Origin of the sequence: Gelidibacter mesophilus DSM 14095 (assembly GCF_000423005.1) — a bacterium.
GTDB classification, from domain to species: domain Bacteria; phylum Bacteroidota; class Bacteroidia; order Flavobacteriales; family Flavobacteriaceae; genus Gelidibacter; species Gelidibacter mesophilus.
This window is the reverse complement of sequence record NZ_AUHD01000006.1, coordinates 289047-302735: the sequence shown is the minus strand read 5'-3', so window position 1 is coordinate 302735 and position 13689 is coordinate 289047. Positions and strand designations below refer to the sequence as shown.

Here is a 13689-nt window from a genome sequence, read left to right as displayed (position 1 = left end):
AAATTTGAGTTGCAAAACTTGGAGTTTCGAATATCCTCATTCCACAATCAATTGGCCTGTATAATAGCTTTGGACATTTACAACAGGGGGTTCATGGACCAAAATAACATCTCCTGTGCTTCTAATCTCTCCTATTAATGAGGCTTGCGGATTAAGAATCATATCATTACTACTCCGATGAAAAATCTTGATGTTTTGGGCAATTAAATCACGGCCTTCAAAGCGGGAGTTTCCAGAATAAAATCCGATATCCAAATTTTCTACAGAACCACTCAAGAACATATGTGATAAATTATTATTTACCACCGTCAGCTCCTTACAATTAACTTCCAATCTGAAATCGCCATTGGTATGATACTGGTCTTCAGCACCAAAATCTTCTGAAAACAACACTAATTTGGGATAATTTAAAAATCCATCGCTCAAAATAGGCAACCCTGTACTTGATCTGATCTGCGTGATATTGGGCGCACTGACATAAATTTTGGTGATCCCATAGTCTCTGGAAATATTACAACCGTTCGTGTTTTTCAAAATCAACTCACCATCTTCAACAGTTGCAGTCACCTCATCTCTTAAATACTCGCCAGTTTCAATAATAATCTTTTGTTCCGGTGCATCCTTAAGAATAAGCTGCACCCTTTCAAATACAATGATTTTGTTAAACTCAGGCACAGAAACCTCCATCTGAATAATGGGCCCCGCATTCTGAAAACAATCAGGCATCACTTTAGCGTTGCATGAAAGCAACAGTACGGGAAATATGATGTATATAAATTTTTTCATTTTTTATCTTTCAGAATCATCTCAATTTATAAAACTATCTTCTTCGTACGTCCAACTTCGAGCTTTCTATAATCGCACCCCCACACCAAATTCAACAGCTTCTGCTTTTGCACCATGCGATTTCAGAGTTATGGCTGCAAAAAACTGATTTCCAAAATAGCGTTTCAAACCAATTCTATTATATACACGACCTTCAAAATCATACGGATAATAGACATAATAACCCAATTGTGCAATCACCGAGAGTTTGTTTATAAACAGCTCATGTCCTACAAACACCCCCAAACGCTTATAATCAGTATCTGCGTCAACATCGCGTTCTGGGTAAGCCACTGAATAGTAATAAATTAATTCCTTTAAGAAGTTCGCAAAAAACACATCGGTCCCTACCTGCAAGGCACTTTTTCTATTCAGCCGTTTATCGGCATAAAACGAAAAATTATAGAATGGCGATTGGCCTAAGCCTATAACATCACTTTCATTGATACCCGTTCTAAAAGCAAGATTGTATTTGATATTTTCAGTAAATTTTTTGCTTTCTGTTACAGGCTGAAAATCTGGTTCTTCCTTATAGTCCAATAGGTAATTGACTCCTACATTAAAAACGAAAGAATTTGTAGAATTGTTGGGTGCCTTAACATTGGCATTGGAATAATGAATAATTGAAACTCCAGCCTGAAAACCAAGGCCTTTGAATACATTCTCCTTCTTGTAATTGAGCATAATATACGTGGTACTCATAAGATATGAGCCATAGGCACCGTTCATGTAATTGGTATTCTTATCGTATGGATTTGTGGTGTATGCGATACCCTGACCAATTCTGAAATTTAAGTTTCGCTTAAGAAAATAGAAATTATAATGTGCATAAATGCTATAATTTTCGCCTAAGTATTGGTTTTTCATATCCTGATAAATGAAAGAAAACCCCCAATCAGGATAGTTATAGCGACTTTCCCAAGGTTGAAAGCCGTAGCTTTTTTTGTTGTAACTTAAAATCAAACCTGTAGGATGGTCTGTGATAAGATGTGAAATATCAGGATTATGCTCCAATATGGTTCCGTAAAAATAACTGACATCAATGTTGGACACCCCTGGGTCTTCTTGAGAAAACAGGAAGGAACTCATTAAAAAAAATACGCCTACTATTAGATGCTTCATTCAGTTAAAATATTCGGCAAAATTAACAGAAAAATCAAAACCGAGATACTTGTTGGAATCTATCTTTTTACTTTAACCTCATTAGGTCCACATCCACGTTTAAAAAACCTGCGATGCAATGTTTTGTATATTGTCACTTTTACCCATAGAATAATAATGCAACACGGGAATTCCAGCTTTTTGAAGCTCCTTTGATTGTTGAATACACCATTCAATTCCCACTTGTTTGACTTCAGAATTGTCCTTGCATTTAACAATCTCTAGAATTAAGGCTTCCGGTAAATCCACATGAAAACGATGTGGCAACAAGTTTAATTGTCTTTTGGTAGCAATTGGTTTTAACCCTGGAATAATTGGAATGGTAATGCCTTCTTTTCGGCATTTATCCACAAACTCAAAATATTTCTGATTGTCAAAAAACATTTGGGTGACCACATATTCCGCACCATTTTTTATTTTCTTTTTCAGGAAATGAATGTCACTATCCAAACTCGGTGATTCCATGTGTTTTTCTGGATACGCCGCAACACCAATGCAAAAATTAGTTTTGGAGGTGTTTAGAAGTTCTTCATCCAAATAAATCCCTCCGTTAAGGTCGTTGATTTGTTTTACCAACCCGTTAGCATAGGCATGACCGTCTTTTTCTGGCGTGAAATACGTTTCAGTTTTAACCGCATCGCCCCGTAAAGCCATCACATTCTGAATGCCTAAAAAATCAAGATCGATGAGGAAGTTCTCGGTGTCTTCTTTGGTGAAACCTCCGCATAATATATGAGGAATGGCATCCACCTTATATCGGTTTTGAATGGCCGCACAAATACCCACGGTCCCTGGACGCTTCTTCACCACTTGCCGTTTGAGCAATCCATTTTCCTGTTCTTTATAAATGTATTCTTCCCGATGATACGTCACATCAATAAAAGGCGGTTTAAACTCCATTAACGGATCAATATTATCAAAGATTGATTTAATATGTTGCCCTTTTAATGGCGGTAAAATTTCAAATGAAAACTGTGTGTTTCCGTTGGCTTGTGATATGTGTTCAGTTACTTTCATGTTTACTATCTGTCTTTCAACGCCACTCAAGATAAACTCCAGTGGGATTTCTTTTTTGCCACAAATACGCGAATGTATTCTGTGACTTTAAGTTAATATTTAATTTATTTGGGCGTTACCTAAAGGTCGCGCTTTCATTACTTGCTCTCTTCGAGGAGCTCAAACATACCGTTCAAATGCCAAGCATTCACGATTTCCTATTTATCAAAAAAGAATGAATGAGTAATCGCTAACGCAGCCTTGTCAATCGGATAGCATTTTGTAATTGCAATTTATTTTTCTTTTCAAGAATAAGAGGGTAATAATTAATGCCGCACCCAATTAGAATTTACAATTAATTCTTTGCGCACCTCTGCGAAACCCTGTGTCACACACATTTCGCAGAGACACACGGATTTTTTTTCTTAGTCCGCCAAATTTGGGCTTAACCATTTCTCGGCAACTTCATTAGAAACACCTCGTCGTTTGGCATAATCCTTCAGTTGATCATCCGTTATTTTTCCTAATCCGAAATATTTTGCTTCCTTATTGGCAAAGTAGTACCCCGAAACACTGGCGGCTGGCCACATCGCCAAGCTATCGGTGATTTCAACACCAATATTTTCTTTAACCTGGAGCAATTTCCAAATGGTTTTTTTCTCTAAATGGTCGGGGCAGGCGGGATATCCCGGTGCAGGACGGACGCCCTTATAACTTTCTTTGATCAATTCATCATTGGATAAATTTTCATCAGTGTCATAACCCCAATGGTTAATTCGGACTTCCTTATGCAAGTATTCTGCAAATGCTTCCGCAAGTCGATCTGCAAGTGCCTTGATCATAATGGCATTGTAATCATCCAGATCATCTTCAAATTTTTTAGCTAATTCCGCAGTTCCAAAACCGGTCGAAACACAAAAACAGCCCATATAATCTTGTTTACCTGAATCTTTTGGTGCAATAAAATCGGCTAAGGCGATATTTGGAATGCCTTCACGTTTATCCAATTGTTGACGTAGCGTTAAAAAGGTAACTTTTACTTTTCCTGCATCGTCATAAATCTCAATATCATCATCATTTATCGCATTTGCTGGGAACAGGCCAAAAATAGCTTTCGCTTTTAAGAGCTTACCATCGAAGACTTTTTTTAATAAACCCTTCGCATCTGCAAACAATTCGGTAGCTTGTTCTCCCACAACCTCATCGGTAAGAATATCTGGATATTTTCCGTGCAAATCCCAACTTCTAAAAAACGGACTCCAATCAATAAACTCTTCCAGTTTGGTCAATTCAAAGTCTTCAATAATCTGAACGCCTAACTGGTTGGGTTTGACAATTTCCGAAGTACTCCAATCGATTTTATATTTTCTGTTTCGGGCCTCTTCAATGGTAACATAATTCTTTTGCTTGCCACGTTTTAAAAACTGCTCTCGGAATTTTTCATATTCCTCACGAATTTGTTCTTTGTACACCCGATTATCCTTTTGAAGCAAACTTCCTACCACTGTTACTGCCCTTGAGGCATCATTGACATGCACGGTGGTATGCCCATAATTTGGAGCAATCTTAACCGCTGCGTGTGCTCTGGAGGTGGTGGCACCCCCAATAAGTAACGGAATGCTGATATTCTTCTTTTCCATCTCTTTGGACACATACACCATTTCATCTAAAGACGGGGTTATGAGTCCGCTTAAGCCAATAATATCAACGTTTTCTCGAATAGCAGTTTCAATAATTTTTTCTGGTGGCACCATTACTCCCAAATCGATGATTTCATAATTGTTACATCCCAAGACCACACTCACGATATTTTTACCAATATCATGCACATCGCCTTTTACCGTTGCCATTAAAACGCGACCGGCATACTCTTGCCTTCCATCCTTCTCTGCTTCTATAAAAGGTTGCAGATAGGCGACCGCCTTTTTCATCACCCGTGCTGATTTCACCACTTGGGGCAAGAACATTTTTCCACTGCCAAACAAGTCGCCTACAACACCCATTCCAAGCATTAAATGACCTTCAATGACTTCAATCGGTTTTGAACTTTGTTGTCGAGCCTCTTCTACATCCTCAATAATAAAAGTTTCAATACCTTTTACCAACGCGTGCGTAATACGATCTTGGAGTGGGTCATTTCGCCATTCTAATATTTTGGCAACATCTTCCTTTTTGTCACCTTTTACCGTTTCGGCAAAATCCAACAAACGTTCCGTGGCATCGTCTCTTCTATCAAACAAGACATCTTCAACATGCTCCAATAAGTCTTTTGGAATTTCATCATAAATTTCCAACATGGTTGGGTTAACGATTCCCATATTCATGCCGTGCTGAATAGCATGGTATAAAAATGCGGAGTTGATGGCCTCTCTTACCACCGTGTTTCCTCTAAAAGAAAATGACACATTGCTTACCCCACCGGAAACATTGGCATAGGGTAGGTTTTCACGAATCCATTTGGTCGCTTTAAAGAAATCGAGGGCGTTCAAGCGGTGTTCGTCCATTCCTGTGGCCACAGGGAAAATATTGGGATCAAAAATGATATCCTGTGCCGGAAAGTGAACAATGTCCACTAAAATATCGTAAGAGCGTTTGCAGATTTCTATCCGTCTTTCTAAGGTATCAGCTTGTCCGTCTTCATCAAAAGCCATTACAATGACTGCAGCGCCGTAGCGCTTTACCAATTTGGCTTGGTGAATAAAGGTGTCCTCCCCTTCCTTCAAACTGATGGAGTTTACTACGGATTTCCCTTGCACCACTTTTAGGCCAGCCTCAATGATTTCCCATTTGGAACTGTCAATCATGATGGGTAATCTTGAAATGTCAGGTTCAGATGCAATCAGGTTTAAGAACTTAGTCATCGCATATACTCCATCCAACATGCCTTCATCCATGTTGACGTCTATAATTTGTGCGCCGCCCTCCACTTGATCACGTGCCACATCTAAGGCTTCACTGTAGTTCTCGTCTTTTATCAGACGTAGGAATTTACGCGAACCTGTAACGTTGGTACGCTCACCTACGTTTATGAAATTACTTTCCGGAGTGACGATTAAAGGCTCCAGTCCTGAAAGTGTTAAGTACTTATGTTTTTTGCTCATTTTCATTCTATTCATTTGATCCTTAATCTTTAGGTTTTTTACAAAACCTAAATCCACCTTCCCTTGACAAAAGGGAAGCCATAAGGCTACTATTCTTAGTTAGGCTTCTATTCCTATTTGGCGGGGTTTATATTTTTTTGCAGTCTCTGCTATTTTTTGAATATGCTCTGGGGTAGATCCACAACAGCCACCAATAATATTGATTAATCCATCTTTCAGGTATTCTTCAATAAAAGCGTTCATTTGATGAGGCGTCTGTTCGTATTCGCCAAAAGCGTTTGGCAACCCTGCATTGGGGTGTGCGGATGTAAAAAATTCTGTTTCGTTGGAAAGTCGTTGCAAATACGGTTGTAATTGATCGGCTCCAAGTGCGCAGTTAAATCCGACGCTGAGCAAAGGAATATGGGAGATGGACAATAAAAAAGCTTCCACTGTTTGTCCGGAAAGTGTCCGCCCAGAGGCATCTGTAATGGTCCCCGAAACCATGATGGGAATATCAATTTGCCGCTCTTCTTTGACTTCATCAATTGCAAACAAAGCAGCTTTGGCATTTAACGTATCAAAAATTGTTTCAACCAATAGCATATCTACGCCACCATCAATCAAAGCTTCGACTTGTTGCTTGTAGGCAATTCTCAGTTCGTCAAAAGTAATGGCTCGGAATTCTGGGCGATTGACATCTGGTGATAGACTCGCAGTTTTATTGGTAGGTCCAATGCTTCCCGCCACAAATCTTGGCTTATCAGGGTTGGCTTTTGTAAACTCGTCCGCAACTTGTTTGGCTATTTTTGCAGATTCAAAATTCAGTTCGTACACTAAATCCTCAAGATCATAATCGGCCATCGCAATGGTTGTTCCTGAGAACGTATTGGTCTCAACAATATCTGCTCCCGCTTCAAAATATTTACGATGCACATCAGCTATGGCCTGTGGTTGCGTCAATGATAGCAAATCATTATTTCCTTTAAGAGAGCTTGGGTAATCTTTAAAACGCTCGCCACGAAAATCTTCTTCTGAAAAATTATAGCGTTGCAGCATAGTCCCCATGGCACCATCGAGAATAAGAATACGATTTTGTAAAATTTGATTTAAATCTGACATTGTTTAAGAAAATAAAAATGTCATCAGGAAAGTGAGAGAAAAAACACTCTGGTTATCTGTCTAAATCCTGAAATCAATTCAGCATAAAGTAGAATTTAGCACCTTCTTACCAAGATTTCTGCCGTGGCAGAAATTTTAAGGGTTGCTAAGGCTTCAACGGGTCTAATCCCTCTGCCTTTCGTGATAACAAATATTAATAGTATGAACTAAGGGCGAATTTAAGGGATAAAAAATAGTTTACCAACTTTTATTCAAATAAATCTGAAGATAAATACCTGTCGCCAATATCACAAATGATGGCCACAATAATTCCATAATCCAAATTTTCGGCAATTTTTAAGGCAGCAGCAACAGATCCTCCGCTGCTCATTCCCGCAAAAACACCTTCTTCCTTGGCCAATCTATTGGTTGTTTTTCTTGCTTCTGCCTCGCTCACTTCCACAACCTTATCCACTTTAGAGCGATCAAATATGCTTGGTAAATACGCTTCTGGCCATTTGCGAATGCCTGGAATACTAGCCCCATCTTTAGGTTGGGCCCCAACGATGGCAATGTGTTTATTCTGTTCTTTCAAATATGTGGATACGCCCATGATGGTTCCCGTAGTTCCCATAGCTGAAACAAAATGTGTCACTTCACCATTAGTATCACGCCAAATCTCAGGCCCGGTGGTTTTGTAATGGGCTTTCCAATTGTCGTCATTGCCAAATTGGTTCAACATAAAATAGCCCTTCTCTTTCTCGAGGTTTTCAGCTACATCCCGTGAGCCTTCAATACCATCATCAGCTGAGGTTAGAATTAATTCTGCACCATAAGCCCGCATGGTTTTAATCCGCTCTTCGGTAGCGTTTTCGGGCATCACCAACACCATTTTCAACCCTAATAATTGGGCTATAAAAGCCAAGGCAATCCCTGTATTTCCACTTGTGGCTTCCACTAAGGTATCTCCTTTTTTGACATCCCCACGGTTTAAGGCTTCGGAAATCATATTGAACGCCGCTCTATCCTTTACACTGCCTCCTGGATTTTTTCCTTCTAATTTCAAAAATAAACGGACGCCCGCTTTCGAAATAATATGTTTCACTTCAACAAGTGGTGTGTTACCAATTTGGTCGATTATCGATTGACTTTGAATCATTTTTTGCGAGTACTAATTTTAATTTCTGTTTTATAAGTGACCAACGAATTTTCGGGAACCGATTGGGTAATCCATACGTTCGCACCAATAATGCTGTTGGCACCAATAACAATATCACCTCCCAACACGGTGGCGTTGGCGTAGATGGTCACATGATCTTCAATGGTAGGATGCCGTTTTGTTTCTGACAGACTCTTTTTAATTTGAAGTCCGCCTAAAGTGACGCCTTGGTAAATTTTTACATTATTTTTTATTACAGCCGTTTCACCAATAACAATTCCTGTTCCATGGTCAATAAAAAAGGAATCTCCAATAGTCGCTCCGGGATGAATGTCTACGCCGGTTAGACCATGAACGTGTTCACTCATCATTCTTGAAATCACAAAATATTTTAATTTGAATAAGGCATGGCTTAATCTATAAATAGCGATGGCATGAAATCCTGGATAGGCCAAATACACTTCAGTCAAACTCTTGGCTGCAGGATCATTTTTTTCTATGGCAATGGCATCCATATCGAGTTTTTCCCTTATAGTTGCAAATTGACTTTCAAATTGTGCCCATGTTTCTTCACCATCTTCCAATTTCAGTTTTGCCGTAATTCTAAGAAATGTATCCTTTACAAACTGACAATTATGAGTTCGATACTCTTCATCAAATAGCATATAAAACAACGCCTTTGTGAAGGTTTCCACAGGATCCTTTAAACAAATATTATAAGTCTGAAACTGATTTAAGTGATTCGAAATTATCGTCATATATTCAATATTACGCATTATTGGTTAGTGTAATATCAAAATTAAACAATTATTAACTGGAATTTATAGAATCGCTTGAACAACTGCCTTAGGAGCTTCTTTTCGTGTCCCGTCAAACCCATCAATACCGCTAACGGTAGTATATTTTAACACATATCTTTTACCAGGATTGATAATTTGATATGCCGATTGACACATTAAGGTGGCTTCGTGAAAACCACAAAGAATCAACTTTAGTTTTCCTGGATAAATGTTCACGTCACCAATGGCATAAACTCCTGGAATATTAGTTTGATAATCGAAAGTATCTACTTTTATGGCGTTTTTCTCAATTTCAAATCCCCAATCCCCTATGGGCCCCAATTTTGGAGACAATCCAAAAAGTGGGATGAAATGATCGGCTTCATGCAATATTTGCTCATCTTCATGCGCTATTGTAACCCCTTCCAATCTTTTAGTTCCATGTAGTGCAGTGACCTCAGCAGGGGTGACGAGATTTATTTTCCCTAGAAGTTTTAATTCTTGAACTTTTTCTACCGAGTCCAAAGCCCCTCTAAATTCATTACGTCTATGAACGAGCGTCACTTCTGATGCGATATCCGCTAGAATAATACTCCAGTCTAATGCAGAGTCGCCACCTCCAGAAATTACCACTTTTTTGTTCCGATACACTTCTGGATCTTTGATAAAATAGTCCACACCTAAATCTTCATAGTAGGCGATATTGTCAATCAATGGTTTTCTTGGCTCAAAACTCCCCAATCCACCAGCGATGGCGACTATTGGCGCATGATGTCTCGTGCCTTTGTTAGTCGTTACGATAAAACTCCCATCTTCTTGTTTTTCAAGAGTTTCAGCGCGCTCTCCCAAAGTAAAACCAGGTTCGAACTGCTTGCCCTGCTCCAAGAGATTTTGGGTTAAATCTCCAGCCAAAATATCCGGAAGTCCAGGAATGTCATAAATGGGTTTTTTGGGATACAATTCTGAGCACTGACCACCCGGCTGAGGCAAGGCATCAATTAAATGGCATTTGAGTTTTAACAATCCCGCCTCAAAAACGGTAAATAATCCTGTAGGCCCAGCTCCTATTATTAATATATCTGTTTTAATCATGTTATTTGCTTATTAAGGTTTCGGTAATTTTATTGAGTGCAGTTACTTTTTGTTCAAAATTTCCTTTTATTGTTTTTCTATAGTGGTTTAAATTCTCGACCAGAATAGTAACATCCTCTGGAATGACTTCTTCAAAAAACTGACGCAAGCGTTTGGCTGTGGTAGGCGATTTCCCGTTGGTGGAAATGGCTATTTTAACGTTGCCCTTTGTTACGATTCCTCCCAAATAGAAATCACAAAACTCTGGGGTATCGGCCACATTGACCAATAAATTGCGCCGCTTTGCATCTTTGTAGATTTGTTGGTTGACCTCTACATTATCAGTTGCTGCAATAACCAAATCCTTATCGCATAAAAAAGCACTGTCATAAGCCGTATAAATCAAATTAATGTCGAATTGTGCGGCAAGATTTTTCACCTCATCCCTGAAAAAAGGCGCCACCAGTTCTACATTGGCATTGGGGCTGGATTTTAATAAAAATGTCAGTTTTTCCAAAGCGACATTTCCGCCGCCAATTATAAGCGTTTGGATTTGATGCATTTTTAGGAAAATTGGATATAAATTATTTCGTTCCATTTCTATACGGATATATGGTGTTGGTTGATTTCCTTAAGTGCAGCATTAAGTTTGACACGTTGGCTGACAACAGCGCCGATCACGATAATTGCAGGATTGGATAAATTTTGCTTTTCGACGACACTACAAATTGTTGAAATAGTTCCAACCCCAAATTTTTCGAATTCGGTGGTGCCGTTTTGTATAATCGCCACAGCTGTATGTTGTTTGCCTTCCGATGAAAAGACGTCCACTATTTCAGACAATTTACTCATGCCCATTAAAATGACTACAGTTGCGGTAGATTGTGCAGCTATCTTGACATCATTGGATAATTTATGGGATTTTGTGGTACCAGTTATGACCCAAAAACTTTCAGAAGCACCGCGTTTTGTTAACGGAATACCTTGGTAGGCCGGCACGGCCAATGCCGATGAAATTCCTGGAACGACATAAGTCTCTATTCCAAAGTGTCGTACAAAATCGATTTCCTCAGCACCACGACCAAAAATAAAAGGATCACCGCCTTTTAATCGCACGACGTGACCATGTGAGTTTGCCCGTGCCACAATCAAATCGTTGATTTGATTTTGCTCGTAAGCATAACATCCCTTGCGCTTGCCGACAAAGATAAGTTCGGCACGTGAAGAAGCATAGTCTAACAAAGCCACATTGATCAAGGCATCGTATAAAATGACATCGGCAGATTGGATTGCTTTGATGGCTTTAATGGTGATCAGTTCTGGATCTCCAGGCCCTGCGCCTACTACTGTTAATCTTGGTGTTTTCATATTTGTCGGTTTAAACCTGACAGGTTTGTTCTAAATTGTTATGGCTTGTTTTTGTTTTCTAAAAGTTCTTGCTTTATCTAAAAACACCGTTGCATTTTCAATATAATTTTGGGCGAAATCTTGCGTTGGTGCATTCTTTCTTATTTGATAAATGACTTCCGAAAAAGAAGTTCCCAAATCAATTTTTTGGGATTCCACAAATTCAGCATCAAACTGACTGATGATTCCGGCTTGGGTATTGGTGACAATGTCTTCAGAAATTAATAGGGCCTTTGCAGAATTGACCATGGCTGTGTAGGCTAAATAAATAGCATTGGAATATACTTCATGGCCAAAGGCTTCCTTGGCTTTATCAATTTTCTCTTCACTTTCCAAAAATAAGGTGGCAATCAAATCAATCATAACCCCCGCACATTCTCCGATGCCAATGGCTTTTACATAATCTTCATTAGTGCCCCAATCGATGAAATCGTCTTGGGTTAAATTGGTTACATCTGACAAGTCGGTCAACAGATTATAAAAATATTTTTCCTCTTGTTCTATATAATAATCCAAAAACAACTTCCCATGGGCATGCGTTTGAAAATCATTTAAAATACGGCGCAGAGCCTCAGGACCTCTTTTACTCGGCACCTTTACAACTTTATCAGCATACACGCCTTTTCCGTTGCCCAAGTTTCCGCCGCCAAGTAAAACTTGAAGTGCAGGTGCTACCAATTTATCTGGCGTTCTTACGGACATGCCTTGAAACCCAATATTCGCCATATTATGCTGGCCGCAAGCGTTCATACACCCACTAATCTTAATGACGAGATCATCATTCTTTAGATACTGCGGATATTCGGTTTTGATGACACGTTCCAATTCTTCCGCAATCCCCGTACTGCTTGCGATTCCTAAGTTACAGGTATCCGTTCCTGGACATGCCGTAATATCAACAGCTTTGTTATAGCCTACTTCTGTAAAACCGAGCTTATCCAATTCTTGGTAGAAATACGGCAATAATTCTTCTTTTACGAATGGGATGAGGATGTTTTGACGTAGGGTCAATCGGATTTCTCCAGCGGCATAATTTTCAACCAAATCTGCCAATAAACGTGCTTTATCCGTATAGAAATCACCCAGCAATACCTTAATCCCAATGGCCACATAGCCCTCCTGTTTTTGAGGAATGAGGTTGGTGGCTTTCCAATCATCAAAGGCCACTTTATTTTTAAGTTCCACTTTTGGCGCTTCAACAGCTACCGGAATAGAGATTGGATAGTCTTTAACATGTATTGGGATAATGGTATCTGCAATGGCATTCTGTTCTTCATCAACCAGAGATTTAAATTCTTCCAGGCCTATCGCGTTGATTAAAAATTTCATCCTCGCCTTCGCACGGCTTTTTCGTTCGCCATGACGGTCAAAAACGCGCAATACACCTTCCATAAGTGGAATAATCCGATCTGTTGGCAAAAATTCATAGAGCACATCTGCCAATCGTGGTTGTGATCCCAATCCGCCGCCCAACATGACTTTAAAGCCTCTGATGTCATTTTTGGTTTTAGCAATAAAACCTAAATCGTGCATATAGGACAGGCCTGAATCTTCATCAGAAGCTGAGAAGGATACTTTAAATTTCCGTCCCATTTCTTGACAGATAGGATTTCGTAAAAAGAATTTAAAAACAGCATCAGCATACGGCGACACGTCAAAGGGCTCATTGATATCAATGCCGGCAGTTTCGCTGGCCGTAACATTTCGAACGGTATTGCCGCAGGCTTCACGAATGGTCATCGTGTCTTTTTCCAGTTCCGCCCACAATTCTGGGGTTCTATCAACATCCACATAATGGATTTGAATGTCCTGCCGCGTAGTGATGTGCAAACGCCCTCTGGAATATTCATCAGAAACATCGGCAATTCGTTTCAATTGTTGGCTTAGAACTTTCCCGTAGGGCAATTTGATCCGCACCATTTGAACACCTGGTTGGCGCTGTCCATAAATACCTCGTGCCAGACGCACACTTCTGAATTGATCGTCGTCAATTTTGCCATATTTATACAGTTCAATTTTGTTGGCTAAATCAATAATGTCATTTTCAACGACTGGATTTTCTAATTCTGTTCTAAAACTTTGCATAATCCCCTCCCTGCCTCCCGAAGGG

At 39.5% G+C, this 13689-nt stretch carries 11 protein-coding genes and 1 riboswitch; all 11 genes read right to left on the bottom strand.

Annotated elements, in window-relative coordinates; genetic code table 11:
* Positions 1 to 36 precede the first annotated feature (36 nt).
* Positions 37 to 786 (bottom strand): head GIN domain-containing protein, encoded by a 750-nt coding sequence (locus G525_RS0108455; RefSeq protein ID WP_027125789.1) that lies wholly within the window; start codon positions 784 to 786, stop codon positions 37 to 39.
* A 66-nt stretch (positions 787 to 852) separates the two neighbouring features.
* Positions 853 to 1947 (bottom strand): acyloxyacyl hydrolase, encoded by a 1095-nt coding sequence (locus G525_RS0108450; RefSeq protein WP_027125788.1) that lies wholly within the window; start codon positions 1945 to 1947, stop codon positions 853 to 855.
* Between the two features lie 99 nt (positions 1948 to 2046).
* Positions 2047 to 3003 (bottom strand): methylenetetrahydrofolate reductase [NAD(P)H], encoded by a 957-nt coding sequence (metF, locus tag G525_RS0108445; RefSeq protein ID WP_027125787.1) that lies wholly within the window; start codon positions 3001 to 3003, stop codon positions 2047 to 2049.
* Between the two features lie 404 nt (positions 3004 to 3407).
* Positions 3408 to 6098, bottom strand: a complete 2691-nt coding sequence (gene metH, locus G525_RS0108440) for a methionine synthase (RefSeq protein ID WP_281170389.1) — start codon at positions 6096 to 6098, stop codon at positions 3408 to 3410.
* 84 nt (positions 6099 to 6182) lie between these two features.
* Positions 6183 to 7184 (bottom strand): homocysteine S-methyltransferase family protein, encoded by a 1002-nt coding sequence (locus G525_RS0108435; RefSeq protein WP_027125785.1) that lies wholly within the window; start codon positions 7182 to 7184, stop codon positions 6183 to 6185.
* 49 nt (positions 7185 to 7233) lie between these two features.
* Positions 7234 to 7374: riboswitch (SAM riboswitch) on the bottom strand.
* A gap of 57 nt (positions 7375 to 7431) precedes the next feature.
* On the bottom strand, positions 7432 to 8322 hold the full coding sequence (cysM, locus tag G525_RS0108430) for a cysteine synthase CysM (protein ID WP_211222922.1): 891 nt from the start codon (positions 8320 to 8322) through the stop codon (positions 7432 to 7434).
* The gene (gene epsC, locus G525_RS0108425) at positions 8319 to 9098 is read right to left on the bottom strand and encodes a serine O-acetyltransferase EpsC (RefSeq protein WP_157491905.1); all 780 of its coding nucleotides are present in this window, start codon (positions 9096 to 9098) and stop codon (positions 8319 to 8321) included. The genes cysM and epsC overlap by 4 nt, the downstream gene beginning before the upstream one ends.
* A 45-nt stretch (positions 9099 to 9143) precedes the next feature.
* A complete protein-coding gene (locus G525_RS0108420; RefSeq protein WP_027125782.1) occupies positions 9144 to 10193 on the bottom strand; it encodes an NAD(P)/FAD-dependent oxidoreductase in 1050 nt (349 codons plus the stop codon).
* Position 10194: 1 nt separating this feature from the next.
* Positions 10195 to 10770, bottom strand: coding sequence for a precorrin-2 dehydrogenase/sirohydrochlorin ferrochelatase family protein (locus G525_RS0108415; protein ID WP_027125781.1), 576 nt, complete (start codon positions 10768 to 10770; stop codon positions 10195 to 10197).
* Between the two features lie 2 nt (positions 10771 to 10772).
* On the bottom strand, positions 10773 to 11540 hold the full coding sequence (gene cobA / locus G525_RS0108410; RefSeq protein ID WP_027125780.1) for a uroporphyrinogen-III C-methyltransferase: 768 nt from the start codon (positions 11538 to 11540) through the stop codon (positions 10773 to 10775).
* A gap of 30 nt (positions 11541 to 11570) precedes the next feature.
* The gene (locus G525_RS0108405) at positions 11571 to 13664 is read right to left on the bottom strand and encodes a HEPN domain-containing protein (protein WP_027125779.1); all 2094 of its coding nucleotides are present in this window, start codon (positions 13662 to 13664) and stop codon (positions 11571 to 11573) included.
* Between the last annotated feature and the right edge of the window lie 25 nt (positions 13665 to 13689).